The sequence below is a fragment of the Pseudomonas canadensis genome (genome assembly GCF_030980095.1).
Taxonomy (GTDB): Bacteria; Pseudomonadota; Gammaproteobacteria; order Pseudomonadales; family Pseudomonadaceae; genus Aquipseudomonas; species Aquipseudomonas canadensis.
On sequence record NZ_CP133298.1, the window covers coordinates 2219124 to 2244856 of the forward strand.

Sequence of the window (25733 nt, forward strand, 5' to 3'; positions counted from 1 at the left end):
TCGCAGAAGCACGCAGGAGAAGGCATCGCGCACACGCCGACACCGGCCCATGCCCGCCCACCGCAGGAGTTTGCCTAACAGAAATTCCAGGCCGGTCTCCGGGCTCTCGCGTATGGATCCCTTCACCTTCCCATGGCGCGCAGGCCACAGTGGTGTGTCGAAGGGGTCACGCGAATACCGTTGCGGGGGCAGCACCGGACTGGCTCAAAGAGCGTACCGGTTTCCCGTTTCACCCCAAGCACGGCGGCAGGGGGCACCTGAAACAGGGCGGCATCTGAACATTCGCATGACCGTTCGTCAACTCCGTCATCCAGGATTCTCAGGCTTTACTTGCCAGCAAGGGGGCGGCGCGGCATCGGCACCGCCCAACTCAATACCCACCTAGCGCTGAACAACAAATTCGAATCTAAGATCAAGTACCTTGGGACCCTGCGCGGTTGCTTCGGTTATGCGTTCGACCACACCCTGGTCTACGGCACGGCTGGTCTGGCCTATGGCGAAACCAGCCAGAACGTCGACATGTTCGGCCCCACAGGCAATACCCAGTTCAGCGACGACCAGAGCCATTTCAAGATGGGTTATACGGTGGGAGCTGGTATCGAACAGGCCATCCCCAAGAACCTGTCGTTCAAGACCGAATACCTGTACTACGACCTGGGTGAAGACAAGCTGAACGTCGCGGTGATTCCGGGCATCGGTGGAGCAGGGACTGGCTATGATTCCAAGTTCAATAACCATGGGCAGATGTTACGCGTCAGGTTGAACTGGAAGTTTGACTGACGTTGGAGCCTCAGGCGCAGAGGCTTTCAGCGTGCATCGGACGCGCGGGGCGGTGTTGATGGAACTCGCCCTGTCGCGGCTTGCGGTTTTTGCGGGTGTGGACCGCGTTCCAGATCGTGAAGTCGAACTGTGTGGCGGAAACGACATTTTCCTGGATCAGTGTGATGGGCGGCGGGGTGGCTGCATTTGAGTAGTGAGTATTCAGCGTGACCTCTAGTGTGTCCTTGTCTCGGTAACCGCTGAGTAGGGGGATTAGCGTGAAGGCATGATCGACACCTTCGGACTCGGTCGGTGTGCCGGCGAACAGTACGATTCCGACATAGACCTTGCGATCGTTCAAGCTGAACATGCACGGCCGGCACTGCGCGATGGACTCTCTCAGCAAAACTCTGAAAGGTGTACCCTCAAGGACACCCAGCGCCAGCAGCGAGTGGAGCTGGACGTCTGTTTCCAGCTGCAATATTTTCTTCTTCGCGCCCACATAGAACGCTGACCAGAAGAAAGGAATAACCAGGGCCGTCAGCCCGACCTGTATCAGGAAAACCCATAGAGTGCCGTTTTTTCCGTTGGCAATATCAAGTTGCACCAATAGCGTGCCCAAGTAGCTGCTGTAGTCTGTTGCAATGACATGACCCATGATCGGGACCGCCTGCTTTGACACTGCCAGGACGGCTGCGGTCAGGAGGGTCGAGACAATCAGGCAAGCCATCCCCATTCTGGCCACCTGCAAATAGAGCAGTTGCCCTTGGAAACGGTGCAGGCGCACATAGAAGAAGGGGTGCCTGATGCAGACCATGTATCCGCTGACCAGTAATGGGACGATGATCAGCAAGCCCATGAATGATCAGCCTCCATTTTGCGTACTTGGTGCAGGGCGTCCTTGTAACCCTGTGACTCCAAGACTTCGGCGGCATCCAAGCCGATGCCTCCGTATACGACTTTCCAGGTTTTACGGGACTTGACCTCTTTCGCACGCTCCCACTCATCCTGGGTCGGCTTCCCAAACAGCAAATGCAATAACGACATGGCGACACCCTCGAAGAGAAGTAGCCATTTTTATAGCAAGGGAGAGGGACCCTAACCATTGATGGCCGCCTTGCCACTGTCGCCAGTTCCCGTAGGAAACGTCTCCATTTGTATGAGCTGCCTAAAATGTCGGCGGTGTAATTACCCAGATCACCACGGTTTCTACCTTGCCAGGATTGCCGTATCGATGGGGCTCACGGCTGGCGAAGCTGAAACTGTCACCGGCCTGCAGCAGGAAGTGTCGCTCACTTACCCACAACTCGAACTGGCCGCTCAGTACGTATCCCGCTTCTTCGCCTTCATGGCTGTAGTTCTGCTGGCTATACGTACCCGGCGGGAAGCTTGATTGGAGCATTTCCAGTTGGTGGTTGGGCAACGGCGTCAGCAATTGGTCGACGATGCCGTCCTCGTAATGAATGCTCTGGCGGTTGCCTTTGCGCACGACATAGCCTTCGTCCTCGACAGCGGCTACGGTTTCGCTGGCGAAGAACCACTGGATGGTCACGCCCAGGCTGCGGGCAATATTGAACAATGCGGGAATCGATGGATACGCCAGGTTACGCTCCAACTGGCTGAGGTAGCCGGCCGTCAATTCGCTGGCCTGCGCCAGGGCCGTGAGGGTCAGGCCACGCGCCTTGCGCAGCCCACGAATGCGCGTGCCGAGAAACAGTTGCTGGGGATTGTCTGTCACAGGTTCCACGCCACTTTGAGTCCTTCGTAGATCGCTTCTTCGGCGGTGCGCGGGGCCAGGCAGTCGCCGATACGATCAAAGGGCACCAAACCTTGCAGCTCCGCGCCCAGAGTGTCTACCGGCTGGTGGCCTTGGCACAACACCAGCGTGTCGATATGTTCCAGCAGCATCGGCTCGCCGCTGGCGGTGTGTTGCAAGTAGACCGTGGTGTCATCGCAGCCATAGAGGCGGGCGTAAGGGATGATCGGGATGCCCAGCCGATGCAGTTCGCCCGCCAGTTGATCGCGTACATACAGCGGCAGGTTTTCCCCACAGTGGGTGCCATTGACCGCCAGTTGCACCTGATGGCCGGCGCGCATAAGGCGCTCAGCAATACCGGGGCCGATCCAGTCGCAACGCCAATCGACCACCACCACCGAGCGGCCCAACGTGACCTGCTCGCGCAGCACCTGCCACGCGTCCACCACCTGAAGCTCGCCACCCTGTTCGAAGGCTGGCCAATAAGGCTCGGCGCCGGTGGCAATGATGACGTGATCGGGCTGTTCCTGTTCCACCCATTTACGATCAACCCGGGTATGGCGCACCACCCGTACCCCCGCCAGTTCCATTTCACGTTGCAGGTTGGTACTGGCCCCGCCGAATTCGCTGCGCCGTGGTAGCAGTTGGGCCAGCAACACTTGCCCGCCGAGTTGACCGCTGGCTTCGTACAGCGTTACCGCATGCCCGCGTTTCGCGGCGACTGCCGCTGCTTTCATGCCCGCCGGGCCACCGCCCACCACCATGATGCGTTTGGGCTTCACTGCCTGTTGCAACTCACCAAACACCAACTCGCGGCCAGTCTCGGGATGCTGGATACAGGAGATCGGCAGCCCCTTGTGAAAATGACCGATGCAGGCTTGATTGCAGGCGATGCAAGCCCGCACGTCTTCGGCACGGCCCTCAAGGGTCTTGGCCGGCATCAGCGGGTCGCAGATCAACGCACGCGTCATGCCGCAGACATCGGCCTGGCCCCGCGCCAATATCAGTTCGGCTTCCTGGGGTTGATTGATTCGCCCAGTGACGAATAGCGGAATCGACAGGCTGGCCTTGAACGTCGCCGCCTCGTTGGCGAGGTACGCGGCGGCAATCGCCATGGGCGGCACGATGTGGACTGCGCCGCCCAGGGACGCTGATGTGCCCGCGACGATATGCACGTAATCCAGCTGGGTTTGCAGGTGTTGAACGGCTTCAAGCGACTCGTTTTCAGTGAGGCCTTCGGCGTCGCGTTCATCGGCAGAAATGCGCAGCCCGATAATGAACTGTTCGTCGGTGGCGGCCCTTACGGCTTCGATGATTTCCCTCAAGAACTTCAACCGATGTTCCAGAGAACCGTTGTAATCATCGGTACGCCGGTTTACCCGAGGATTGAGAAACTGCGCCGGCAGATACCCATGGCTGGCAACCACTTCCACCCCATCGATCCCGGCCTCATGCAAGCGTCTGGCAGCCGAGGCATAACCCGCGACGATCTCGTTGATCATCGCCTGGTCCAGCGCTCGTGGCATCACGCGAAAGCGTTCATTCGGCACCCCTGACGCCGAGTACGCCACGGCCAGCAGGCCATCGGCCGACTCCATGATTTCCCGGCCCGGATGGAAGATCTGCGACAGCACCACGGTACCGTGGGCATGGCAGGTCTCGGCCAATTCGCGGTAGCTGTCAATGCAGCCGTCTTCGGTCGCCATCAGCACATGGGAGGTATAGCGCGCACTGTCATGCACCCCGGCTACCTGTAACACGATCAGCCCCACACCGCCCTCGGCGCGAGCACGGTGATAGGCGATCAACTGCGCATTGACCCGATTATCGGTAGGCATCGACGTATCGTGCCCGCTGGACATGATGCGGTTTTTCAGACGTTTGCCACGCAGCTCCAGCGGTTCAAACAGGTGGGGGAAAGTCGGGTGCGACATGGTGCGGATACTCCAGGCGCTGTTATTGTTATTTTTCTATAGGAGGTGAGCGTCAGTAAAAAATCAACTTGTTTTTTTACTATTGACTGGATTAGCGTCGCCCTCACCACCCCCCCCTGCCTGGAGAATAAAAATGACTCACTCCATCGAACAGCAGCTGCGTGAACAGCTCGCCGCGTGCTATCGATTGATCGCGCACTACCGCATGAGTGATCTGATTTTCACGCATATCTCGGTGCGCATCCCTGGGCCCGAGCATCACTTCCTGATCAATCCCTACGGGCTGATGTTCGACGAAATCACCGCCTCGAGCCTGGTGAAGATCGGCCTGGACGGTCACGCCGTGGAGCCCTCGGCGTATGCGGTCAACCCGGCGGGCTTCGTGATTCACAGTGCGATTCATGGCGCCCGCGAAGACGCTCAGTGCGTGCTGCACACCCACACCCGCGCAGGCTGTGCAGTGGCGGCCTTGGAGTGCGGGTTGTTACCGGTGAACCAGATCTCCATGGAGTTCTACGGCAAGGTGGCCTACCACGATTACGAAGGTGTGGCCCTGGACATGGATGAGCAGCAGCGGCTGGTGCGGGACCTGGGCGACAAGCCGGTGCTGATGCTGCGCAACCATGGTTTGCTGACGGTGGGTGAGACGGTCAGCCAGGCGTTCCTGCGCATGTATTACCTGGAGAAGGCCTGCGATATCCAGATTGCCGCCCAGGCGTGCGGCAAGCTGGTGCTGCCGTCTGACGAGGTCTGCGCCTACACCGAACAGCAATTCAACAACCCTGGCCGTCCGCTGGAAGAGGGTGAGTTGGTCGACCTGGACGCCATGCAACTGGCCTGGGCGGCGTTGCTGCGGATGCTGGATCGGGTGTCGCCGGGCTATCGCGACTGAGGTAGAGTCGTGATGCCGACTCAATCGTAGGAATTTGCCGCATGACCCAGGAATCCCGTTTTTCCCGGATGGACCCGGAAGTGCGCAAGGCCAATCTGGTCCAGGCCACGCTCACGTGTCTCAAGCGTGATGGTTTCCAGGGGGCGTCGATCCGCAAGATCAGCGCCGAGGCCGGGGTGTCAGTGGGGCTGATCAGCCATCACTATTCGGGCAAGGATGAGCTGGTGGCGGAGGCCTACCGCACCATCACCGACCAGGTCATGAGCCTGCTGCGCGAAACCATGGCGAAGGCGCCGCCGAACCCTCGGGAGCGCCTGTCGGCGTTGTTCCGTGGCTCATTTTCCGCCGAATTGCTCGACCCGCACCTGCTGGACGCCTGGTTGGTGTTCTGGGGCGCGGTCAAGACCGCGCCGGCGATCAACCGGGCTCACGAACACTCCTATGGCGAATACCGCACCATCATGCGTTCGGCGCTGACCGACATGGCCAAGGAGGAGGGCTGGAAGCACTTCGACGCCGATCTGGCCGCCATCGGCCTGAGCGCACTGCTCGACGGGTTGTGGCTGGAGTCGGGGCTCAACCCCGGCACGTTCACGCCGCAGCAGGGTATCCAGATCTGCGAAGCCTGGGTCGATGGCCTGCAGGCCGGTGGCCGCCAGCGTTATCAGCTCAAACCCTGAGTCTTCTGCAGCCGCCTGAACGCAAGGTTCAGGTCGGCCATTTCCCCTTCTGAAAATATTTGCGGTTTGCCGATTGCCTTCTTACTGAACACTTGTTTAGTATCGCCTCATGTCGCACCCCTCAAGCCAACTAAAATAATTCGAGGAAGCCATGACTACCGATTCGCCCGTGCTTACTCATGTGCAAGCTGGCGTTGCCTGGATCACCCTCAACCGTGGCCCGCAGCGCAACGCCTTGGACATTCCCACCCTCAAGCACCTGCACGCCTTGCTCGACGCCTTCAACACTGACCCCGCTGTACGCGTGGTGGTATTGACCGGCAACGGACGCAGCTTTTGCGCCGGGGCCGACCTGGCCGAGTGGGCTGATGCCGAAGCCCGTGGCGCCCTCGAAACCTATGGCTGGACCGAAACCGCCCACGCCTTGATGACTCGCCTGCACACCCTCGACAAACCCACGATTGCCGCCATCAACGGCACCGCCGTCGGGGCGGGCATGGACCTGACCCTGTGTTGCGACTTGCGCGTCGCCGCCCAATCGGCGCGCTTCAAAGCCGGCTACACAGGCATGGCCTACTCGCCCGACGCCGGTGCCAGTTGGCACTTGCCGCGCCTGATCGGCAGCGAACAAGCCAAGCGCCTGCTGTTCCTTGACGAACTGTGGAGCGCCGACCGCGCCCTGGCCGCCGGCCTTGTCGCAGAGGTGGTTGCGGATGATCAACTGCACGCCCACACCACCGAACTCGCCACGCGCCTGGCCAACGGTCCGACCTTCGCGTTCGCCCAGACCAAGACCCTGATCCGTGAAGGCGCCGACCGCAGCCTGCCCGAGCAACTGCAGGCCGAACTGGCCGCTGGCTTGTTGTGCGGACGCAGTGCCGATGGCGCCGAAGCCTTGCGCGCCTCCCTGGAAAAACGCCTCCCGAATTTCTCCGGCAAATAACAACAACACCCCGAACAGGTAGCGCCATGAATTTCCAACTCAGCCAAGAACAAGACATGTTGGTGGACGCTGTACGCAGTTTTGTTGCCAAGGAATTGTTGCCCCATGAAGAGGCGGTGGACCGTGCCGATGAGGTCTCGTCCGAGTTGGCTGCGCAGATTCGCGATAAGGCGATTGCCGCTGGGTTCTATGCCTTCAACATGCCGGAAGAAGTGGGCGGCGGTGGCCTGGACTACCTGTCCCAGGCGCTGATCGAGCGGGAGTTGTCCAAAGTCTCGTGGGCGCTGCATGTGTTTGTCGCGCGGCCGTCCAAGATCCTGATGGCGTGCACCGGCTCGCAGATTGGCGACTACCTGTTGCCCTGCGTGCAAGGCAAGAAAATCGACTGTTTTGCCTTGACCGAACCCGGCGCCGGTTCCGACGCCAATGCCATCAAGACCCGCGCCGTGCGCAGTGGCGATGACTTCGTGATCAACGGCAGCAAACACTTCATCAGCCACGCCGGGCACGCCGATTTCGCCATCGTGTTTGCGGTCACTGATACCTACGAACACAACGGTCGACAGCGCAACGCGGTGACTTCGTTCCTGGTGGATCGGGGGACGCCTGGCATGACCATCCGCCGTGGCCCCAAGTGCGTGAGCAACCGGGGTTATCACACCTACGAAATGTTCTTTGACGACTGCCGCGTACCGGCGTCCAAGGTACTGGGCGAAGTGGGCAAAGGCTGGGAAGTGGCCAACGCCTGGCTCACCGCTGGCCGTGTGATGGTGGCCGCCAACTGCGTCGGCCAGGCGCAGCGCGCGCTGGATGTGTCGTTGCGATGGGCGGCGGACCGCAAACAGTTCGGCCAGCCGATCGGCAGCTACCAAGGCGTGAGTTTCAAGTTGGCCGACATGGCCACGCAGATTCGCGCGGCTGAACTGCTGACCCTGCACACCGCCTGGAAAATGGACCAAGGCAACATGACCGATGGCGAGGCTGGCATGGCCAAGCTGTTTGCCAGTGAAACCCTGGGCAAGGTCGCTGACGAAGCCGTGCAGATTTTCGGCGGCATGGGCTTGATGGATGAAGGGCCGGTCGAGCGCATCTGGCGCAACGCACGGATCGAGCGGATCTGGGAAGGCACATCGGAAATCCAGCGCCATATCATCGCCCGTGAACTGTTGCGGCCACTGTTGCGTTAAGCGGCGAGGAGAGCGTATGTCCCAGGCTATTCGCGACAACCTCAAGCGTCTGCTGGCGCCCCGGCACCTGGCATTCGTTGGCGGACGCAGCATGGCGCGCGCGCTCAAGCGCTGTGCCGACGGTGGTTTTACCGGTCCGATGTGGCTGGTCAACCCGCAATATGACAGCCTCGATGGCATCCCCTGTGTGCGTCGCGTGGCCGATTTACCGTGTGGGCCGGATGCGGTGTTTATCGCCACCAACCGTGAATTGACGCTGACCTGCGTCGCTGAACTGGCCGCTATGGGCACCGGTGGCGCGATTTGCTACGCCTCCGGTTTTGCCGAAACCGGTGCCAGCGGCGCCGCCATGCAGCAGCAGCTCTTAAAGGCGGCGGGCGACATGGCCTTGCTTGGCCCCAACTGCTACGGCTTGCTGGATTACCTGCACAGCTCGGCGCTGTGGCCGGTGGCCCACGGCGGCAAGTCGGTGGAGAAGGGCGTGGCGGTGCTCACCCAGAGTGGCAACTTCGCCTACAACCTGTCGATGAGCGACCGTTCGCTGCCGGTGGCCTACATGGCCTCGGTCGGTAACCAGGCGCAACTGGGCGTTGCCGAACTGATGGATGTGTTGCTTGATGAACCACGCGTCACCGCCATCGGCCTGCACCTGGAAGGCTTGAAGAATGTGCCGGGGTTTGCCCGAGCAGCGCATAAGGCCCTGGAGAAAGGCATTCCGATCATCGCGCTGAAAACCGGCGTGTCGCAGATCGGTGCCGAGCTGGCCTTGAGTCACACCAGTTCGTTGTCCGGCTCCGACGCGCTGTACGACAGCCTGTTTGCGCGACTGGGCGTGATTCGCGTCAGCGGGCCAGTGAGTTTTGTCGAAACCCTCAAAGCTGCGGCGTGCGGCAATCTGCCGGCGGGCAATCGCTTGATTGCATTGGCCTGTTCGGGTGGCGATGCGGGCTTGATTGCCGATTATGCCGAACGCAATCATCTGGCCTTGCCGAAACTGGACGAAGAGCAACGCGTTGAACTGGCCCAGGTGCTGCCCAGCTACGCGAACCTGGTCAACCCGCTGGATTTCACCACCGCCATCTGGGGCGACCGTGAAGCCCTCAACGCCATGCTCGAAACCGCCCTGCGAACCGATGCCGATGCGGCCATGCTGGTGCTGGATTACCCGGCTGAATTCACCGGCGAGCGCAAGGAGTGCGACCTGCTGCTAACGCTGTTCTGCGCCGCGCTCGGCCGGCATGGCAAGACCGGATTTGTCACCTCGGCGTTTCCCGAACTCTTGCCGGCCCATGCCCGCGAGCGCCTGCATGCTCAGGGAATCGCTGCGCTGCAAGGCGTAGAGGATGCATTGGCGGCTTGGGGGCGGATTGCCGATTACCAGAACAACCGTCGCGTGTTGCTGGAGCGAGGCGAGTCGATCCTCGAGCCCTTGTGCCCAAAAGCCCTGGACGACAGCGGCGGGGCCCTGGACGAGTGGGCCTCCAAGCAAGCCCTGCGTGCATTCGGCCTGACCACACCGGCCGGCGTGCTGAGTACGCCGGGAAGGGCGCTCAACGATGCAGAGTTGCTGGGCTATCCCTTGGTGCTCAAGGCGGTCAGCGCACAGTTGCCGCATAAGACCGAGGCCGGTGCCGTGGTGTTGAACCTGCAAAACGGCATGGCCCTGACCAGCGCACTTGAGCAGATGCGCGAGCATATTTGGACTTATGCGCCGCATGTCGTCTTCGATCAATTGCTGCTGGAGTCCATGGCTACACCGCCATTGGCCGAGTTGATCGTGGGCATCAAGCGCGAAAACGACTTCGGCCTGGCCCTGGTCATCGGCGCCGGCGGGATCCTGGTGGAACTGCTCAAGGACAGCCGCAGCCTGTTGTTGCCGACCACCGACAGCGCGATCCGCAACGCCTTGCTCAGCCTGCGCAGCGCAGCATTGCTGCAAGGTTTTCGCGGGCGGGAAGTGGCGAATATGGATGCACTGGTCGCCGCGATCCGTGCCGTGGCGGACTACGCCTGCGCCAACGCCGGGCAGTTGCTGGAGCTGGATGTGAACCCATTATTGGTCAATGCCCAGGGCGCCACGGCGGTCGATGCAATGATCCGTCTAGGAGATGAACATGCACGATAAAACCCTGACCGGCGGGCAGGCCCTGGTGCGGTTGCTGGCCAATTATGGCGTCGACACGGTGTTCGGTATCCCCGGTGTGCACACCCTGGAGCTGTATCGCGGCCTGCCCGGCAGCGGTATTCGCCATGTGCTCACACGGCATGAGCAAGGTGCCGGCTTTATGGCTGACGGCTACGCGCGAGTCAGCGGCAAGCCGGGGGTGTGTTTTGTGATCACCGGTCCCGGCGTGACCAATGCCGCCACCGCTATTGGCCAGGCGTACGCTGATTCGATTCCGATGCTGGTGATTTCGAGCGTCAACAGTACCGCCAGCCTCGGCAAAGGTTGGGGCATCCTGCATGAGACCCAGGACCAGCGCGCCATCACGGCGCCGATCACCGCGTTTTCGGCGGTGGCACTGAGCACCGAGGATTTGCCTGAATTGGTCGCCCGCGCCTACGCGGTGTTCGACAGCGAGCGACCCCGTCCGGTGCATATCTCGGTGCCGCTGGACGTGTTGGCCGCGCCGATCCAGCGGGACTGGAGCAGCGAGGTAGTGCGCCGCCCTGGTCGCGGCTTGCCGTCGGCTGAAGCCTTGGAGCAGGCCGTGGCCAAACTCGCGTCAGCCAAGCGGCCCATGATCATTGCCGGTGGCGGTGCATTGGCGGCGGGCGAGGCTTTGCAACGGTTGAGCGCCCAGTTGGCGGCGCCGTGCTTCACCAGCGTGGCCGGCAAGGGTTTGTTGCCCATCAACGACCCGCTGAATGCCGGTTCCACCCTCTGCGTCGAACCTGGCTGGCAACTGATCAGCGAAGCGGATGTGGTGCTGGCGGTGGGCACGGAAATGGCCGACACCGACTATTGGCGTGAGCGTTTGCCCCTCAACGGCGAGCTGTTGCGGGTGGATATCGACGTGCGCAAGTTCAATGACTTCTATCCCTGTGCCGTGGCACTTAAAGGCGATGCACAGCAGACCGTGCTGGCCTTGCTGGAGCGCCTCCCGGCCACATCCCGCAACGCTGACGCCGCCATCGCGTCAGTGGCGGCATTGCTGCAGGCGGTCGAGTTGGGACACGGGCCGTTGCAGTCCATCCACCAAGCCATTCTCGACCGTATCGAAGCCGAACTTCCGGCTAATGCGTTCATCAGCAGCGACATGACCCAACTGGCCTACACCGGTAATTACGTCTACCGCAGCCGTGCGCCGCGCAGCTGGTTGCATCCCACCGGCTACGGCACCTTGGGTTACGGCTTGCCCGCAGGCATCGGCGCCAAGTTCGGCGCGCCACAACGGCCGGGTTTGGTGCTGGTGGGCGACGGTGGTTTCCTCTACACCGCCCAGGAACTGGCCACTGCCGTCGAAGAGCTGGACAGCCCGTTGGTGGTGCTGTTGTGGAACAACGACGCCCTCGGCCAAATCCGCGATGACATGCTCAACCTTGACATTGAACCCATCGGCGTGTTGCCGCGCAACCCGGATTTCGCGCTGTTCGCCCAGGCGTTCGGTTGCGCCGTGAACCAGCCCCGCAACCTGGATGAATTGCAGACGGACCTGCGCAACGCTTTCAAACGCAATGGCGTGACCTTGATCGAGTTGAAACATGCCTGTGCCTGTTGACCTTTAGAGAGACAAGACCATGAGCGAAAACAACAACAAAATGACTCAAGCGATGCACCGCCGCGACTTCCTCAAACACAGCGCCGTGGCTGGCGCGGTGGCCGCGGCGTTTTCCATGGGCTTGCCGTTGCAGGCGTTTGCCGCAGACGCCACGCCCAGACCGGGCGGCGTGCTGCGCCTGGGCCTGGCCGGTGGCAGCACCACCGATTCCCGCGATCCGGGGTCCTGGGTCGATACCTTCACCTTTGTCGGTTTCTCGGCGGTGTACAACACCCTTACGGAAATCGCGGTGGACGGCAGCGCGATTCCCGAACTGGCCGAGCGCTTTGAGTCCACGCCGGATGCTCGGGTGTGGACCTTCCACCTGCGCCCTGGCGTAACCTTTCATAACGGTAAAAGTCTGACCGCCGAAGACGTGGTGGCCTCGATCAACCATCACCTGGACGCCAAGTCCACCTCGGCCGCCAAGACCGTGCTGGGTGATGTCGCCAGTGTGAGCGCCAAGGGCAGCGATGCGGTGGTGTTCGAACTGCATTCAGGCAATGCCGACTTCGCCTACGTTGTCGCCGATTACCACCTGGTGATCATGCCCGCCAAGGACGGCGTGGCTGACTGGCAAGCCGGCGTGGGCACCAGTGGCTATCGCCTGAAAAGCTTCGAACCCGGCGTGCGGATGGACCTTGAACGCAACCCCGACTACTGGAAACCCGACCGCGCGCACTTCGCCAGTGCCGAATTGCTTGCCATCGCCGACGGCGCCGCGCGGGTCAATGCGCTGGTCACCGGCCAGGTGGATGTGATCAACAAGGTCGACCTGAAGACCGTGGCCTTGCTCAAGCGCAATCCAGCGCTGGTGATCGAGGAAACCAAAGGCGCCCAGCACTACACCTTCCCGATGCTGTGCGACAGCAACGAGTTCAAGAACAACGACATCCGCATGGCCATGAAGCACGCGATCAACCGTGAGACGCTGTTGGCTTCGGTACTGCACGGCTACGGCCTGGTGGGCAACGACCACCCGATCCAGCCCGGCAGTCGTTTTATCAACGCGGCACTGGAGCAGCGCGCCTACGACCCGGACAAGTCGCGCTTCTACCTGCGCAAGGCCGGTGTGGAGTCGCTCAAGGTGCGCCTGCAAGCTTCTGACGCGGCCTACACCGGTGCGGTGGACGCCTCGGTATTGTTCAAGGAGCAGGCACGCCAAGCGGGTATCGACATCGATGTGGTGCGTGAACCGGCCGATGGGTTCTTCTCCAACGTCTGGATGAAGCAGCCGTTCACCACTTCGTTCTGGTACAGCAGCCTGACCGCCGACCGCATGTTCAGCATCGGCTACGCCAAAGGCGCGGCGTGGAATGAAACCCACTGGGACAACCCGCGCTTCAACCAACTGCTCAACGCCGCCCGTGGCGAGATGAACGCGCCGTTGCGCCAGGAGATGTACAACGAAATGCAGGCTCTGTGCCGGGATGACGGCGGCGCGATTGTGCCGCTGTTTGCCAGCTCCGTGGCGGCGCGTTCGAACAAGGTCAACCACGGGCCGCTGACCGCGCCCTATGGTGAGTTGGATGGGCTGCGGTTGATCGAGCGGTGGTGGCAGGCCTGACCCTTGTAGGAGCCGGCTTCGGAGGCTGGCGGTGATGCCGCTGGCCGCATCGCTGGCAAGCCAGCTCCTACATTAGGGCGGTGATGTCTTTGAACGCGTGCCCAGTCAAGGAATCGCACGATGAATAGCTTGTTGAAGTTGGTCCTGCAACGCCTGGCCCTGGGTGTGCTGTCGTTGTTCGCCGTGTCGGTGATCATCTTTCTCGCCGTGGGCATGCTGCCGGGGGATATTGCCCAGGCCATGCTCGGTCAGTCCGCCACGCCGGAAACCGTGGCGGCGTTTCGCGCGCAGCTGGGCCTGGATCTGCCGCCGTTCACGCGCTTTGCGCACTGGTTGCTGCGCCTGCTGCACGGCGACCTGGGGGCGTCGCTGGCCAATCAACGGCCCATCGCCGAGCTGATCGGCGCGCGATTGGGCAACACCCTGAGCCTGGCTGCATTGGCGGCGTTGGTCTCGGTGCCCACGGCGCTGGTGCTGGGCATGCTGGCGGCGCTGTACCGCAACAGCTGGTTCGATCGGCTGCTCAATACGTCGGCGTTGAGCGCCGTGTCGTTTCCGGAGTTCTTCGTCGCCTACCTGCTGATCCTGGTGTTCTCGGTGAAACTCGGCTGGTTCCCCAGCCTGTCCAACCTGGCGCCGGATGCCACCTTTGGCACGCTCCTGGAACGCTCGGTACTGCCGGTGGCGACCCTGAGCCTGGTGGTGATCGCGCAGATGATGCGCATGACCCGCGCGTCCCTGATCAACCTGCTTGCCAGCCCCTATATCGAAATGGCTCGCCTGAAGGGCATCCGTCAGTCGCGGATTATCTGGCGGCATGCACTGCCCAACGCGCTGGCGCCGATCGTCAACGTGGTCGCGCTGAACCTGGCGTATCTGGTGGTGGGGGTGGTGGTGGTCGAAGTGGTGTTCGTCTATCCGGGCCTGGGCCAGTTGCTGGTGGACTCGGTATCCAAGCGCGACATCCCAGTGGTGCAGGCGTGCAGCCTGATCTTTGCCGCCACTTACATCCTGCTCAATACCGGGGCGGACGTGTTGTCCATCGCCAGCAACCCACGCCTGATGCATCCCAAGGGGTAGCCCATGAACCTGCTGAGCCAAGTGGCCCGTGCGCCGTTGAGCGCCAAGTTCGGCTTGCTGATTATTCTGTTGTACATCGCGGTGGCTGTGTTTGCGCCGTTGCTGGCGCCCTATGGCGAAACCCAGGTGGTGGGCGAGGGCTTTGCGCCCTGGAGCGGCCAGTTCCTGCTGGGCACCGATAACCTGGGACGCGACATGTTCAGCCGTTTGGTGTACGGCGCGCGCAACACGCTGGGCATTGCTTTCCTGACGACTACGCTAGCGTTTTTGCTGGGTGGCTTGAGCGGCTTGGTGGCGGCCATCAAGGGTGGCTGGATCGACCAGGGTTTGTCGCGGGTGGTGGATGTGCTGATGGCGATCCCGCAACTGATCTTCGCCTTGCTGATCCTCAGCGTGGTGGGCACCAACGCCACGTCACTGGTGTTGGTGATTGCATTGCTGGATTCGACACGGGTGTTTCGCCTGTCCCGTGCGGTGGCAATGACCGTGGTGGTGCAGGACTTTGTCGAAGCCGCCCGCCTGCGCGGCGAAGGTCTGTGGTGGTTGGTCACCCGTGAAGTGTTGCCCAACGCTGCCGCGCCGCTGATTGCCGAATTCGGCCTGCGCTTCTGTTTTGTGTTCTTGTTTATCAGCGCGTTGTCGTTTCTTGGCCTGGGCATTCAACCGCCCACTGCCGACTGGGGCAGCATGGTGCGTGACAATGCGGTGTTGATCACCTTCGGCGACATCAGCCCGTTGCTGCCGGCCCTGGCAGTGGCGTTGATCACCGTCAGCGTGAATTTTGTCGTCGACTGGATGCTGCACAAATCCAGCGGCCTGAAGGAGTGTTGAAGGATGGACAAGCCATTGCTGGAAATCCGCAACCTGCAGATCGAAGGGCATTACGAAGACGCCTGGCACCCGCTGATCAAGGGCATCGACCTGACCTTGCAACGCGGTGAAGTGCTGGGTTTGATCGGCGAGTCGGGGGCGGGCAAATCCACCCTGGGGCTGGCGGCGATGGGGTATGCGCGGGACGGTTGCCGCATCATTGGCGGCTCGGTGTGTTTTGATGGCATCCAATTGCTGCAGGCCAAGCCCGAGGCGCTGCGCAAGCTGCGTGGCCTGCGCATTGCCTATGTAGCGCAGAGCGCGGCGGCGTCGTTCAACCCGGCGCATCGCCTGATCGATCAGCATGTGGAAACGGCGGTGATCAACGGCGGTATCGATCGCGCCCAGGCCGAGCGTGAGGCGGTGGAGTTGTATCGCGTGCTGCGCCTGCCCAACCCGGAAACCATTGGCCAGCGTTATCCTCATCAAGTCTCCGGCGGGCAGTTGCAGCGTGTCATGACCGCGATGGCCATGGCTTGCCACCCGGACCTGATCATCTTTGACGAGCCCACCACGGCCCTCGACGTGACCACCCAGATAGAAGTGCTGGCGGCGATCCGCGATGCGGTGAAAACCTACGGCAGTGCCGCGCTGTACATCAGCCACGACCTGGCGGTGGTGGCGCAGATGGCCGACCGTATCATGGTGCTGCGCCACGGTAAGTTGGTAGAAGAGGCCGACACCCGCAGCATGCTCAGCCAGCCGCAGCAGGACTACACCAAATCCCTGTGGGCGGTGCGCAGTTTTCGCACCGAGCCCAAGGCCTGTTCGACGCAGGAACGACCACTGCTGGAGGTGTGCCAAGTGAGCGCCAGTTATGGGCATCAGCCGGTGCTGCATGACGTGTCGATGAAGCTCTATCGCGGCCAGACCCTGGCGGTGATCGGCGAGTCGGGCAGCGGCAAGAGCTCCACGGCGCGGTTGATTACCGGACTGTTGCCGGCCACGGCGGGGCAAGTGCTGTACGACGGCGAGGCGTTGCCGGTCGACTTTCGTCAGCGCAGCAAGGAGCAATTGCGGCGGATCCAGATGATCTACCAGATCCCCGACACCGCGCTGAACCCGCGCCAGCGCATCGTCGACATCATTGGCCGGCCGCTGACGTTTTACCTGGGGCTCAAGGGCAAGGCGATGCGCGCTCGTGTCGCCGAGTTGCTGGAGATGATCGAGTTGGATCCGGCGGTGTTCATGGAGCGCCAACCGAGGGAACTGTCCGGTGGCCAGAAACAGCGTATCTGCATTGCCCGCGCCTTGGCAGCTGACCCGCAACTGATCATCTGTGATGAAGTCACATCGGCCCTCGATCAACTGGTGGCGGAGGGCGTGCTGAAGTTGCTCAACCGCCTCCAGCAGCAACTGGGCGTGGGCTACTTGTTTATCACCCATGACGTCGCCACCGTGCGCGCCATCGCCGACGAAGTGGTGGTGATGCAGCGGGGCAGGGTGGTGGACCAGGGCACTCGCAGCGCGATTTTTACCCCGCCGTACCAGGACTACACCGGCCTGCTGTTTTCATCGGAGCCCGAGATGGACCCCGACTGGCTCGATCATTTGCTGGCCCAACGGGCGGCGCACACCGTTTGAGGAGTTTGTATGAAGGTTTTGATTGTTCACGCGCACCCCGAGCCGCAGTCATTCACCGCTGCCTTGCGCGATCAGGCGGTGGCCACGCTGGAAGGCCAGGGGCATGAGGTAAAGGTCAGCGATTTGTACGCCATGCAGTGGAACCCGGTGGCGTCGGCGGCGGACTTTTCATCGCGGGAAAATCCCGAGTACCTGGTGTATGCCCTGGAGCAGCGGCTGGGGGTGAAGAAGCAGTCGATCGCCGCGGATATCCAGGGCGAGTTGGACAAGCTGTTGTGGGCAGATCTGCTGATCCTCAACTTTCCGATCTTCTGGTTCTCCGCACCGGCCATGCTCAAGGGCTGGATTGACCGGGTGCTGGTGTCGGGCGTGTGTTACGGCGGCAAGCGCTTTTACGATCAAGGCGGCCTGGCGGGCAAGCGGGCGATGGTCACGGTGACCCTGGGCGGGCGCGAGCATATGTTTGGCGAGGGCGCGATTCATGGACCGCTGGAGGACATGTTGCGGCCAATTCTGCGCGGCACGCTGGCGTATGTGGGGTATGACGTGCTGGCGCCGTTTGTGGCATGGCATGTGCCGTACATCAGCGCCGAGGCACGGCAAGATTTCCTGGTGGAGTATGCGCAACGGCTGCAAGGGCTGGCGGATGAGCAGCCCTTGGTGTTTCCGAAGCTTGAGCAGTTTGATGAGGCGCTGTACCCAATTCCCTGAGCTGAATACAGTTCAAATGTGGAGCGGGCTTGCTCGCGAAAGCGGTGGATCAGCCAGTACATTTGGCACTGATAGACCCCATTCGCGAGCAAGCCCGCTCCCACATTTTGATCTTCACATGCCTGATGATTTAGCGTTGTTTCCGCAATCTTTCGGCGGCACTGCGCAGCATTTGCTCGGTGCCATTCCAGCCCAGGCAACCATCGGTCACTGACACGCCGTACTTCATCGACGCACTCAACGGCTGGCAGCCTTCGAACAGGTGGCTTTCGAGCATCATGCCGATCAGCGAGGTGTCGCCCTGCAACCGCTGTTCCAGCACCTCGTTGAACACCGCCGGTTGGCGCAATGGGTCTTTGCCGCTGTTGGCGTGGCTGCAATCGACCATGATCCGCGCCGCTACCTTGGACTTGGCCAGGTCGTGCTTCACCTGCGCCACGCTTTGCGCATCGTAGTTCGGCCCACGGTGCCCGCCGCGCAGCACCAAGTGCGTGTCGGGGTTGCCTGGGGTCTGGATGATCGCCGGGTGGCCCTGGCTGTCGACGCCGAAGTGACGGTGCGGGTAGGATGCCGAGCGCATCGCGTCACAGGCAATCGCGACGCCGCCGTCGGTGCCGTTCTTGAAGCCCACGGGCATGCCCAGGCCGCTGGCCATTTCGCGGTGGATCTGCGATTCGGTGGTGCGCGCGCCAATCGCGACCCAACTGAGCAGGTCATCGAAGTAGCCGGCTGCCATAGGTTGCAGCAGCTCAGTGGCGACCGGCAGGCCGAGGCGCAGCATTTCGCGCATCAGTTCGCGGGACAGGGTGAGGCCGGCGGCCATGTCATCGCTGCCGTCCAAATGAGGATCGTAGGCCAGGCCTTTCCAGCCGATGGTGGTGCGCGGTTTTTCGACGTAGGCGCGGATCACCAGCAGCATCTGGTCGCTGACTTCCAACGCGAGTTTCTTCAGGTTGCGTGCGTATTCCATGGCCGACTCAGGGTCGTGAATCGAGCACGGGCCGACAATCACCAGCAAGCGGGAATCTTCGCCATTGAGGATGGCGCGCACGGCTTGGCGATGGGCGTGGACTTGTTCGTTGAGGAACGGGCTGAGAGGCAGTTGGTGCTTGAGCTCAAGGGAGCTGGGCAGGCGCTGGGTCAGGGCTTCATTGGCGCTGGTCAGTGCAGAAATCGGCAGAGCGGCGGTGGCAGAATTCATGTTCAAGGCTTCCTGGGCAAGCGGCGGGCTGTTCCCGCGCGCTCTGCCCTACTGGGGTGTTCGACAATTGGCCGTATTGGCTACGTGTGTTGGCTTGCCACCAAGAGGTGACCGATCGGAGGCGGCAGGCTGTCCCGAGCGGAGCTGGCTAAATCGCCATGCAGTGGAAGTGTCGTAGCGGTAATAGGTGGCGTAGTTCATGTCGTGTGTCCTTTAAGTGTTCTTCAAAAAGTTTTAGAGGCTGAAAAAACAAAACCCCCGGTCGGGGAGCCGACCGGGGGTTAGATTTCTCTGGTAGGCGACCCCTTGAGTAGTGGGCGCCGATTTCAGGTATCAGGCGCGCCAGTGGCTAAACCAATACCCAAAATAAAAGCTGACCAGTGCGCTCGAACCGTTCACACGGGTAGCCGACACCGAGCGCGGGGCGCTGGCAGCAGAGCAAACCTGAGTGTGGGTGAGTTGCAACATGGTGTGTCTCCAAATGATGGGCAGAGCTTACTCGACGCGCACGGGTGGTTTCAATCAGAAATTTCTATCGTCGTGGGGGACTTACGGCTATGGGAGAGTGCCGATATGCTGGTCACACTCTGACAATGATTGCTGGAACGCGACCATGACCGCCTTGACCATTGCTGCTGCACAATCCGTTTCTATCGCGGGCAATCTGCCGGCCAATATTGAGCGGCACCTGGTGTTCATGCGTGCGGCGGCCAAGCAGGGTGTGCAGTTGCTGGTGTTTCCAGAGCTTTCGTTGACAGGTTATGAACCGTCCCTGGCGGCCGGGTTAGCGATTGAGCCAGGCGACAGGGTCTTGAAGCCGCTGCGCGAAAAGGCGCAGGAGCTGCGGTTGACGGCGGTGGTGGGCATGCCTATCCGCCTGGCGCCTGGCTTGGGCGTGTTGATCGGCGCACTGGTGCTGGGGGGGGATGGCTCGCTGGCGATCTACACCAAACAGCACCTGCACCCTGGCGAAGAGGTTGCGTTTGTCCCAGGGCAGGGCGGTTCGGCCTTGGAGTGGGGGGATGATCGGATAGCTTTGGCGGTATGCGCGGACTTCTCCCATGCCAGCCATCCACGTCGGGCGGCTGAGGCGGGTGCTACGATTTATGCCGCGGGTGTGCTGATCAGCGAGGGCGGCTACGCGACCGATAGCACATTGCTCCAAGGCTATGCGGCCGAACATGGGCTGCTGGTGTTGATGGCCAACCATGGTGGTCCATCCGGTGGCTATGTCTGCGCTGGTCGCAGCGCTATCTGGGCGGCTGATGGCGGTTTAGTCGCCGCCGCCTCCGGTGTCGGCGACTCGCTGGTGATTGCCCGTCGTGAGGGTGGGCAGTGGGCTGGGCAAGTGGTGGCTGTCTAACATGGCGTTCCAACTGCGCGCGGCAACTGATCGGGACCTGCCATTCGCCAGAAGCCTGACCTTCGAGGCCATGAGCCGCTACTACCAGCAATACGACCTGATGTGGTCCAACGATGGCTTCGACGTCGCTTGGGGCGGCCGTGAAAACTGGCTGATCTGCAATGACGATGCAGTGATGGGCTTTGTCAGCCTGAGCCGCGATAGCCGCGCGCTCTATATTCGCGAGCTGCACATGCTCCAGGCCTGCCGCGGACTTGGCGCAGGCAGTTGGGTGTTGGAGCAGATGGCGTCCAAGGCGCAGGCGTTGGGTCTGTTGCGTTTGACCGTATTCAAGACCAATCCGGCCAGGAGGCTTTATCAGCGCAGGGGCTTGAGCATTGTCGGTGAGGAGGATTGCTTCTGGCGCATGGAACGTGCCTGCCCATCCAGCTAATTTCTGTGGCCCATTCCAATCAGCGCATATTGGTCAAGGAGGCGACCTTCCTACGTCGTTTCAACGTCATGTTCATGGGCGTACGCTGGAACTAACTACCTTTATGAGTGTGAAAAATTTGGAAAGGCATTCAAATGAGTGGAATAGGCTCGCGCTTGAGGCAAGAAAGAGAACGGCTTGGCCTGTCGCAAAGGGTTTTTGGTGAAATAGGTGGTGTTGAAGCCAATGCACAAGTGAAATACGAACGTGGGGGACGGGCACCTAGGGCGGACTACTTGTCTCTTGTGGCGCAAACTAGGTGTGGATGTGTTGTACGTGTTGACGGGTACGGCAACCCCGATTCAATTGGAAAGTCTGAGCCAGATTGAAGAGAAAGTCCTGGCGGACTGCTGCGCCATGTTCAAGGAGGACCAAGACGCTATCCGCCGTTTGACCTCGACCCTGGCCGAGCATTCTTTCTTTTGCGCATAATGGAAAAACCAAGCCGCAGCCCCAGGATTCCTGACCCGCTGCCCAGTAAATAGAGCCGTCCACTTCTCGGTGGGCGGCTACTGTGTGTTCAAACACTATATATATGACGCTTGCAGCTAGGTCTGCGCCTTGGTTTTTTGCTAAGGTGTTCAGCAACCTATAAGACCATATCGCGAGGTGTCTGCTTGATTAGGGTGCTAGTAGTCGATGACCATGATCTCGTTCGTACAGGCATTACACGAATGCTGGCTGACATCGATGGCCTGCAAGTAGTCGGCCAGGCCGAGTCCGGGGAAGAGTCCCTGATCAAGGCTCGGGAGTTGAAACCCGATGTGGTGCTGATGGACGTCAAGATGCCCGGTATAGGCGGTCTTGGTGCCACGACCAAATTGTTGCGCAGCCATCCGGACATCAAAGTCGTGGTGGTCACTGTGTGTGAAGAAGACCCGTTCCCTACGCGCTTGTTGCAGGCAGGGGCGGCGGGTTACCTGACCAAGGGCGCAGGCCTGGCGGAGATGGTGCAAGCCATTCGCCTGGTGTTTGCCGGCCAGCGTTACATCAGCCCGCAGATTGCCCAGCAATTGGCCATCAAATCCTTCCAGCCCGTCAGCGACTCACCGTTCGATGCGCTGTCGGAGCGGGAAATCCAGATTGCCTTGATGATCGTCGGCTGCCAGAAGGTGCAGAGCATCTCTGACAAACTGTGCCTGTCGCCCAAGACCGTCAACACCTACCGTTATCGCATTTTCGAGAAGCTCGCCATCAGCAGTGATGTTGAATTGACCCTGCTCGCGGTGCGCCACGGCATGGTGGACGCCAGCGCCTGACATGACCACGCCGTTTGATCCCAGTGCCTTTCTCTCGACCTGCAGCGGCCGCCCCGGCGTGTACCGCATGTTCGACAGCGAGGCGCGCCTGCTGTATGTCGGCAAAGCCAAGAACCTGAAGAACCGTCTGGCGAGCTACTTTCGCAAGACCGGTCTCGCGCCGAAAACCGCTGCGCTGGTGGCGCGTATCGCTCAGGTCGAAACCACCATCACCGCCAATGAGACCGAAGCGCTGCTGCTTGAGCAGACGCTGATCAAGGAGTGGCGGCCGCCCTACAACATCCTGCTGCGAGACGATAAATCCTACCCCTATGTGTTTTTATCCGACGGCAACTTCCCGCGGCTGAGCATTCACCGTGGCGCGAAGAAGCAGAAGGGCAAGTATTTCGGACCCTATCCCAGTGCGGGCGCGATCCGCGAGAGCCTGAGCCTGCTGCAAAAGACATTTTTTGTGCGCCAGTGCGAAGACAGTTTCTACAAGAACCGCACACGGCCTTGCCTGCAATACCAGATCAAGCGTTGCAAGGCGCCTTGTGTGGGCCTGGTCGAACCGGCGGAGTACGCCGAGGATGTACGCCATTCGGTGATGTTCCTTGAAGGCCGCAGCAATGCCTTGACCGATGAGCTCTCCGGCGCCATGGAGCAGGCCGCCAGCACCCTGGACTTCGAGCGCGCCGCCGAGCTGCGTGACCAGATTTCGCTGCTGCGCCGCGTGCAGGACCAGCAGAGCATGGAAGGCGGCACCGGCGACGTCGACGTGATTGCTGCCTTCGTCAACCCGGGCGGCGCCTGTGTGCACCTGATCAGCGTGCGTGGCGGGCGGGTGTTGGGCAGCAAGAACTTCTTCCCGCAGACAGGTATAGATGAGGAAGTGGCCGAAGTCATGGCAGCTTTCCTTGGCCAGTACTACGTCAGCAGTCCCGAACGCGATTTGCCGTCGGAGCTGATCGTCAACGTGGTGCATGAAGATTTCCCCACGCTGATCGAGGCGATCCACGAACTGCGCGGCCGCGAGTTGGATATCAGCCACCGTGTACGCGGCACCCGCGCGCGCTGGCAACAATTGGCCGTGACCAATGCCGAACAGGCTCTGGGTGCGCGCCTGGCCAATCGACAGCACGTCGCCGCGCGCTTCGATGCCCTGGCCGAAGTCCTCAACCTGGACGAGCCGCCGCAGCGCCTGGAGTGCTATGACATCAGCCACTCCAGCGGCGAAGCCACCGTGGCGTCCTGTGTGGTGTTCGGGCCGGAAGGGCCGATCAAATCCGATTATCGGCGCTATAACATCGAAGGCGTCACCGCCGGCGATGACTATGCCGCCATGCACCAGGCCCTGACACGGCGCTTCAGCAAACTGAAGGACGGCGAGGGCAAACTGCCGGATATCCTGTTGGTGGACGGCGGCAAGGGGCAGTTGTCCATGGCCCGCGACGTGCTCAACGAGCTGGCGGTGCCGGATCTGATCCTGCTCGGCGTGGCCAAGGGCGCCACGCGCAAGGCCGGTTTCGAGACGTTGTACTTGAATGATGCCGCCCATGAGTTCACCTTGAAGGGCGACTCACCTGCGCTGCACCTGATCCAACAGATCCGTGACGAAGCCCACCGTTTCGCCATTACCGGCCACCGTGCCCGGCGTGGCAAAACCCGACGAACCTCAACCCTGGAAGGGGTGGCGGGGGTCGGGCCGACACGACGACGCGACTTGCTTAAACATTTTGGTGGCTTGCAAGAGCTATCCCGTGCCAGCATTGACGAAATAGCCAAAGCACCCGGTATCAGTAAAAAGCTCGCTGAGTTGATTTATGCGAATCTGCACAGCGAATAGAATGCCTTTCCACCTCGTAGCCAGTTGTGCCGATGAATATCCCTAATCTGATCACCGTTCTACGCGTCCTGCTTATCCCGATTTTCATTCTGTTGTTCTATTTGCCGTACGAATGGAGCTATGCGGCCTCCAGCTCCGTGTTCGCCTTCGCGGCCGCCACCGACTGGCTCGACGGCTATCTGGCCCGTCGCCTGGAGCAGAGCACGCCGTTCGGCGCGTTCCTGGACCCGGTGGCCGACAAGCTCATGGTGGCCGTCGCGTTGGTTCTACTGGTGCAAGAACACGGCAACCTGTGGCTGACCTTGCCAGCCGCCGTGATCATCGGTCGCGAGATTGTCGTCTCGGCCCTGCGTGAATGGATGGCCGAAATCGGCGCCCGCGCTCACGTAGCCGTGTCCAACATGGGCAAGTGGAAAACCGCCGCGCAAATGCTTGCGCTGGTTATCCTGCTGGCCAACCCGTCGGACTTCTCCTTCTGGGTCCTGACTGGCTACGCCTTGCTGCTGATCGCCGCTGGCCTGACCTTGTGGTCCATGCTCCAGTATTTACGCGCTGCCTGGCCGCATCTGCGCACTACCGTTGAAAAGAAATAAAACTTTTTTGAATCAAAGGGTTGACGGGTTCCGATAATTCTATAGAATGCGCATCACCAAGACGCGGGAATAGCTCAGTTGGTAGAGCACGACCTTGCCAAGGTCGGGGTCGCGAGTTCGAGTCTCGTTTCCCGCTCCAAACACAAAGAAAAAGCCACTCTAACGAGTGGCTTTTTTTTGCCTGCGATTCAGCAAATGAGGCCTTGAAGTGCCTTCGTCTACACAATTGGCAACCTATCCTCACCGCTATTGACCTGCCGTCACCGCCAATCAAGGCTTCTACGCGAGTGCAACCTCCAGATTGCTCAAATAGCGATACAGGTTCGCCGCCTCTGGCGACAGGCGCGTCGCGTCCGCCACGCCGACATACAAGGTCCGCGACGCCCACTCTCCTTCAAGCGGTATCGCCCGCAGCTTGGACGCCAGCAACTCGGAATGCACCGACCCCAGCGGCAGTATGCCGATCCCCAGCCCCGCTTCAATCATCCGGCAAATCCCATCAAAGCTGCTGACCTGGATACGCACCTTGAGGCGCTTGCCAGTGCTGGCGGCGGCATCGTTGATACGCCTCAGCAGCGAGCTGCCTTGGTTCAAGGCGACATAGTCAAAGTCCAGGGTGTCGGCCAGCGTTACGCTTGAACGCTGTGCCAACAGATGGGTTTGCGGCACCAGCACCACCAGCCGGTCACGTCGATAGGGCTGCGTGTGCAAGCCGGGAGCGGGCACGTTGTCGGCAAAGATGCCGATCTCGGCCTCGCCGTTTTCTACGGCGTGAATGGTGCGATCGCTGAGTGCTTCTTCCAATTCGATACGCACGTGCGGGTTGGCGGCCAGGAAACTCGCCAGGTCCGCCGGCAGGAACTGGATCACCGCCGATGTATTGGCAAACAACCGCACGTGGCCGCGCATACCCTTGGCGTAGTCGTTGGCGTCATGGGCCATTTGCTGGGCCACGTCCAGCAGGGTGCGCGCATGTTCGGCCAGGCCACGTCCTGCCGGGGTCAATTGCAGGCCACGGGGGACGCGGGTGAACAGGGTGCAGTGGGTGACGCGTTCGAGTTCGGCCAACCGTTTGCTCGCGGCGGAAACGGTCATGTGTGCGCTGTTGGCGGCCTGGGTGAGATTTTCTGTTTTGGCGGCCAGCACCAGCAGGCGCAGGGAGGCCAGATCCAATTGCAGTAGATTGATCACTTCCATCTCCGTGTTTCCCATCAGGAAAGAGTAGTGGAAATCTTTGACATTCTCACGGCCTGTTTTTGGAGGGATTATCCGGCCATCACCTCCAACAAGAACGGA

General features: G+C 61.1%; 23 protein-coding genes, 1 tRNA gene, 1 pseudogene and 1 riboswitch. Of the genes and pseudogenes, 19 read left to right on the forward strand and 6 right to left on the reverse strand.

Annotated features, from left to right (window positions below; all coding sequences use genetic code 11):
- Positions 1–72: 72 nt before the first annotated feature.
- A riboswitch (cobalamin riboswitch) is annotated at positions 73–276 on the reverse strand.
- Positions 277–330: 54 nt separating this feature from the next.
- On the forward strand, positions 331–780 hold the full coding sequence (locus RB216_RS10415; RefSeq protein WP_308908656.1) for an outer membrane protein: 450 nt from the start codon (positions 331–333) through the stop codon (positions 778–780).
- A 10-nt stretch (positions 781–790) separates the two neighbouring features.
- Here RB216_RS10415 and RB216_RS10420 read toward each other — a convergent pair whose 3' ends face one another.
- From RB216_RS10420 to RB216_RS10435, 4 genes are all read right to left on the reverse strand, one after another.
- A complete protein-coding gene (locus RB216_RS10420; protein ID WP_308908657.1) occupies positions 791–1618 on the reverse strand; it encodes a hypothetical protein in 828 nt (275 codons plus the stop codon).
- Positions 1606–1806 carry a hypothetical protein gene (locus RB216_RS10425; RefSeq protein ID WP_028619636.1) on the reverse strand — a complete coding sequence of 67 codons (201 nt, stop codon included), beginning with the start codon at positions 1804–1806 and terminating at the stop codon, positions 1606–1608. Before RB216_RS10425 ends, RB216_RS10420 begins: the two co-directional genes overlap by 13 nt.
- A gap of 121 nt (positions 1807–1927) precedes the next feature.
- Positions 1928–2506 carry a helix-turn-helix domain-containing protein gene (locus RB216_RS10430; RefSeq protein WP_016977386.1) on the reverse strand — a complete coding sequence of 193 codons (579 nt, stop codon included), beginning with the start codon at positions 2504–2506 and terminating at the stop codon, positions 1928–1930.
- Entirely contained in the window at positions 2494–4449 is a 1956-nt protein-coding gene (locus RB216_RS10435) for an oxidoreductase (RefSeq protein ID WP_308908658.1), read from the reverse strand. Before RB216_RS10435 ends, RB216_RS10430 begins: the two co-directional genes overlap by 13 nt.
- Before the next feature lie 133 nt (positions 4450–4582).
- On the opposite strand from RB216_RS10435, the gene RB216_RS10440 reads away from it, so the two are divergent.
- From RB216_RS10440 to RB216_RS10490, 11 genes are all read left to right on the forward strand, one after another.
- Positions 4583–5341: a class II aldolase/adducin family protein gene (locus tag RB216_RS10440; protein WP_028619638.1), complete on the forward strand. Its 759-nt coding sequence runs from the start codon at positions 4583–4585 to the stop codon at positions 5339–5341.
- Between the two features lie 41 nt (positions 5342–5382).
- Positions 5383–6021 (forward strand): transcriptional regulator BetI, encoded by a 639-nt coding sequence (betI, locus tag RB216_RS10445; RefSeq protein WP_028619639.1) that lies wholly within the window; start codon positions 5383–5385, stop codon positions 6019–6021.
- Between the two features lie 151 nt (positions 6022–6172).
- The gene (locus RB216_RS10450; RefSeq protein WP_028619640.1) at positions 6173–6964 is read left to right on the forward strand and encodes an enoyl-CoA hydratase/isomerase family protein; all 792 of its coding nucleotides are present in this window, start codon (positions 6173–6175) and stop codon (positions 6962–6964) included.
- Between the two features lie 26 nt (positions 6965–6990).
- Positions 6991–8151, forward strand: a complete 1161-nt coding sequence (locus RB216_RS10455) for an acyl-CoA dehydrogenase family protein (RefSeq protein ID WP_028619641.1) — start codon at positions 6991–6993, stop codon at positions 8149–8151.
- 16 nt (positions 8152–8167) lie between these two features.
- Positions 8168–10276 (forward strand): acetate--CoA ligase family protein, encoded by a 2109-nt coding sequence (locus tag RB216_RS10460; RefSeq protein ID WP_308908659.1) that lies wholly within the window; start codon positions 8168–8170, stop codon positions 10274–10276.
- A complete protein-coding gene (locus RB216_RS10465; protein ID WP_028619643.1) occupies positions 10266–11873 on the forward strand; it encodes a 5-guanidino-2-oxopentanoate decarboxylase in 1608 nt (535 codons plus the stop codon). Before RB216_RS10460 ends, RB216_RS10465 begins: the two co-directional genes overlap by 11 nt.
- A 19-nt stretch (positions 11874–11892) precedes the next feature.
- Positions 11893–13479, forward strand: a complete 1587-nt coding sequence (locus RB216_RS10470; RefSeq protein ID WP_028619644.1) for an ABC transporter substrate-binding protein — start codon at positions 11893–11895, stop codon at positions 13477–13479.
- Between the two features lie 120 nt (positions 13480–13599).
- Positions 13600–14559, forward strand: a complete 960-nt coding sequence (locus RB216_RS10475) for an ABC transporter permease (RefSeq protein WP_305384636.1) — start codon at positions 13600–13602, stop codon at positions 14557–14559.
- A gap of 3 nt (positions 14560–14562) precedes the next feature.
- A complete protein-coding gene (locus RB216_RS10480; protein WP_028619646.1) occupies positions 14563–15390 on the forward strand; it encodes an ABC transporter permease in 828 nt (275 codons plus the stop codon).
- Positions 15391–15393: 3 nt separating this feature from the next.
- On the forward strand, positions 15394–17013 hold the full coding sequence (locus tag RB216_RS10485; protein ID WP_028619647.1) for an ABC transporter ATP-binding protein: 1620 nt from the start codon (positions 15394–15396) through the stop codon (positions 17011–17013).
- Positions 17014–17022: 9 nt separating this feature from the next.
- On the forward strand, positions 17023–17724 hold the full coding sequence (locus RB216_RS10490; RefSeq protein WP_308908660.1) for an NAD(P)H-dependent oxidoreductase: 702 nt from the start codon (positions 17023–17025) through the stop codon (positions 17722–17724).
- Between the two features lie 130 nt (positions 17725–17854).
- Here the strand turns inward: RB216_RS10490 and RB216_RS10495 are convergent, their stop codons facing one another.
- A complete protein-coding gene (locus tag RB216_RS10495) occupies positions 17855–18925 on the reverse strand; it encodes a 3-deoxy-7-phosphoheptulonate synthase (protein WP_308908661.1) in 1071 nt (356 codons plus the stop codon).
- Between the two features lie 613 nt (positions 18926–19538).
- Here RB216_RS10495 and RB216_RS10500 point away from each other — a divergent pair.
- The 7 genes and pseudogenes from RB216_RS10500 to RB216_RS10530 all read left to right on the forward strand — a co-directional run bounded on the left by RB216_RS10500 (position 19539) and on the right by RB216_RS10530 (position 24576).
- Entirely contained in the window at positions 19539–20288 is a 750-nt protein-coding gene (locus RB216_RS10500) for a carbon-nitrogen hydrolase family protein (RefSeq protein ID WP_305384645.1), read from the forward strand.
- Between the two features lies 1 nt (position 20289).
- A complete protein-coding gene (locus RB216_RS10505; protein ID WP_308908662.1) occupies positions 20290–20721 on the forward strand; it encodes a GNAT family N-acetyltransferase in 432 nt (143 codons plus the stop codon).
- A gap of 134 nt (positions 20722–20855) precedes the next feature.
- Positions 20856–21226, forward strand: a pseudogene (locus RB216_RS10510) (helix-turn-helix domain-containing protein).
- A 151-nt stretch (positions 21227–21377) separates the two neighbouring features.
- Positions 21378–22019: a response regulator transcription factor GacA gene (gene gacA, locus RB216_RS10515; protein ID WP_016977368.1), complete on the forward strand. Its 642-nt coding sequence runs from the start codon at positions 21378–21380 to the stop codon at positions 22017–22019.
- Between the two features lies 1 nt (position 22020).
- On the forward strand, positions 22021–23844 hold the full coding sequence (gene uvrC / locus RB216_RS10520; RefSeq protein WP_028619653.1) for an excinuclease ABC subunit UvrC: 1824 nt from the start codon (positions 22021–22023) through the stop codon (positions 23842–23844).
- Between the two features lie 32 nt (positions 23845–23876).
- Entirely contained in the window at positions 23877–24437 is a 561-nt protein-coding gene (pgsA, locus tag RB216_RS10525) for a CDP-diacylglycerol--glycerol-3-phosphate 3-phosphatidyltransferase (protein ID WP_003232771.1), read from the forward strand.
- A 63-nt stretch (positions 24438–24500) separates the two neighbouring features.
- A tRNA-Gly gene (locus RB216_RS10530) sits at positions 24501–24576 on the forward strand.
- 140 nt (positions 24577–24716) lie between these two features.
- Here RB216_RS10530 and RB216_RS10535 read toward each other — a convergent pair.
- Positions 24717–25628 (reverse strand): LysR family transcriptional regulator, encoded by a 912-nt coding sequence (locus RB216_RS10535; RefSeq protein ID WP_308908663.1) that lies wholly within the window; start codon positions 25626–25628, stop codon positions 24717–24719.
- Positions 25629–25733: the final 105 nt, after the last annotated feature.